2 protein-coding genes are annotated in these 2,613 nt (G+C 55.7%); both read left to right on the top strand.

Annotated elements, in window-relative coordinates:
• Nucleotides 1–221 precede the first annotated feature (221 nt).
• Nucleotides 222–1,763, top strand: a complete 1,542-nt coding sequence (gene istA, locus FKG94_RS28485; protein ID WP_142930344.1) for an IS21 family transposase — start codon at nucleotides 222–224, stop codon at nucleotides 1,761–1,763.
• Between the two features lie 14 nt (nucleotides 1,764–1,777).
• Nucleotides 1,778–2,533 carry an IS21-like element helper ATPase IstB gene (istB, locus tag FKG94_RS28480; protein ID WP_142930343.1) on the top strand — a complete coding sequence of 252 codons (756 nt, stop codon included), beginning with the start codon at nucleotides 1,778–1,780 and terminating at the stop codon, nucleotides 2,531–2,533.
• The last annotated feature ends 80 nt before the right edge of the window (nucleotides 2,534–2,613 follow it).

Below are 2,613 nucleotides of genomic sequence, written 5' to 3'. Positions count from 1 at the left end.
TGCATATTCCGGCCGAAGTCGAACAGCTATTCCGGCGCATCGTGAACACCCAATCCGATCCAACGTGAACACGCATTCCGGCCCATGGTGAACACTTTGCCGATTTTTCCGGAATCGGTGTTCATCTTCCCGGAATAGCTGTTCACGTTGTTCCGGAATCCCTCCTAACGCATTGTTTTTTCTACTTTTTTGCTAATCTTCCTCCTTTTTGGGAGAAGACAATGGCAGCCAAGAGGACAACCATGCGACAACTACGTGAAATTCTCCGCTTACGGCTCGCTGGCGGCCTGTCAATGCGACAGATTCAATCCAGCACTAAAGTCAGTGTCGGAGCCATCCAGAAGCTCCTGGCCAAAGCGCAACAACTGGGGCTGACTTGGCCCTTGCCCGATGCGCTTGATGACAGCGCGTTAGCCAAGCTGTTTTATCCCAAGGCCGACACCACCGTGTCGACTCGCTTCCATGTACCCAACTGGTCTGAGGTGCACCAGGAACTGAAACGCAAGGGCATGACCAAGCAACTGCTGTGGGAGGAGTACACACAGCAGTACCCGAACCGCTGTTACAGCTACTCCCAATTCTGTGACCTCTACCGCCAGTGGTGCCAGAAGCAGAAGCGCTCAATGCGCCAACACCACAAAGCCGGTGAGAAGTGTTTCGTCGACTACTGTGGACAGACCGTGCCCATCATCAACGCGACGACGGGCGAGGTGGTTGACGCAGAGATTTTTGTCGGCGTCCTCGGCGCGTCCAACTATACCTACGCTGAGGCAACCCTGACGCAATCGCTGCCTGACTGGCTCAGTAGCCATGTGCGCATGCTGGCGTTCTTCCAGGGTTGCCCGGAGATGATCGTGCCCGACAATTTACGCAGCGGCGTCAGTCAAGCCTGCCGCTACGATCCCGATCTCAACCCGAGTTATCAACAACTTGCGTCGCATTATCACGTAGCGCTCATGCCTGCTCGCCCCTACAAACCTAAAGACAAGAGCAAGGCTGAAGTCGCGGTACAGATTGTTGAGCGCTGGATTTTAGCGCGCTTACGCCGTCATAGTTTTTTCTCGCTGGCTGAACTCAACCAGTGCATTCGCACGCTACTCGATGCGCTAAACCAGCGTCCCTTCAAACAGCTCGCCGGCAATCGTCAACAGGCTTTTGAACAGCTGGATAAACCCGCCCTCAAACCGTTACCGAAACACGCCTACCAGTTTGTCGACATCAAGTCTGTGAAGGTCAATATCGATTACCACGTCCAGTATCGCAAGCATCACTACTCCGTACCCCATCAGTACGTCGGTGAGCGTCTGGAACTGCACGCCGGTGACACCTTGGTAACCGTGTACTTCCGTGGCCATCAGGTCGCTTCACACGTGCGTAAGCGCAGTCCAGGTGTCACCACTGAAGCGGCGCATATGCCCAAGCGCCACCGCAAGCACCAGCAGTGGTCACCGGGTCGGTTGAAGACCTGGGCCAACGCTATTGGCCGGGAAACTCTGAGGTGGGTCAGCCGACAGTTGTCCAGCAAGGCGCATCCCGAACAGGCCTATCGCGTTTGCCTGGGGCTGCTCAACCTCAGCCGTGATTATCCCGTCGAGCGCGTTGAGGCCGCCTGCGCAATCGCCAACCGGGATGGACTCCTGCGGCTTAAACAGATCAAGGCCATTCTCAACAGTAACCGTGACCGCTTGCCACAACAGCTTGATCTGGCCGTTGAGCTGCCTCAAGACCACGACAATATCCGTGGCCCACACCACTTTCACTGAACAAGGACCCCGACATGAACACTCAAATCATTGCGCAACTGCGTCAACTCAAGTTAGGCGGTATGGCTACGGCGCTACAAACACAGATTGAACAGGTGGGCACGTATGAAGGGCTTCCCTTCATTGAACGTCTCGCCCTGCTGGTTGAGCAAGAGAATCTGAGCCGTGATCAGCGCAAACAAGACCGCCTGATCCGTCAGGCTCACTTTAAACTGAGGGCCAGTGTGCAGGAGATCGATTACCAACATCCACGCAATATCACCGCTTCACAGGTGGCTCGGCTGGCCAGTGGCGATTGGATTGCCCGGGGACAGAACCTGCTGCTCACAGGCCCCTGCGGCAGTGGTAAGACTTACCTGGCCTGCGCCTTGGGGCACAGTGCCTGTTTGCATGGCTACAGCACGCGCTATTACCGCCTGTCTCGGTTGCTGTTGGAACTGACGCAGGCCAAGGCTGACGGCACCTACCACAAGCAGCTCAAGCAACTGGCCAAGCTGCGACTACTCATCATCGATGACTGGGGGCTGGAGCCGCTAAAAGCGGCTCAGAGAAACGATCTGATGGAGATTATGGACGACCGTCACGGCCTGACATCGACCCTGATGATCAGCCAGCTGCCCACAGATGAGTGGTACGCCAGTATCGGCGACAACACGCTGGCTGATGCCATTCTGGACAGGTTGATGCACAACGCTCATCGCCTTCAGCTCAAGGGCGAATCGATGAGAAAAATCCTCGGGCAGTTGACCCAAGATGAACACCTGGGTTAAAAATCCGGACGGGTGATGCGTTAGGACATTAGGTGTTCACGTTCGCCCGGAATAGGTGTTCATCTTCGCCGGAATACGCA

The sequence above is a fragment of the Exilibacterium tricleocarpae genome (genome assembly GCF_007004655.1).
GTDB classification, from domain to species: Bacteria; Pseudomonadota; Gammaproteobacteria; order Pseudomonadales; family Cellvibrionaceae; genus Exilibacterium; species Exilibacterium tricleocarpae.
Note: the sequence above shows the minus strand (reverse complement) of the source record. Positions and strands in the feature narration are given on the sequence as shown.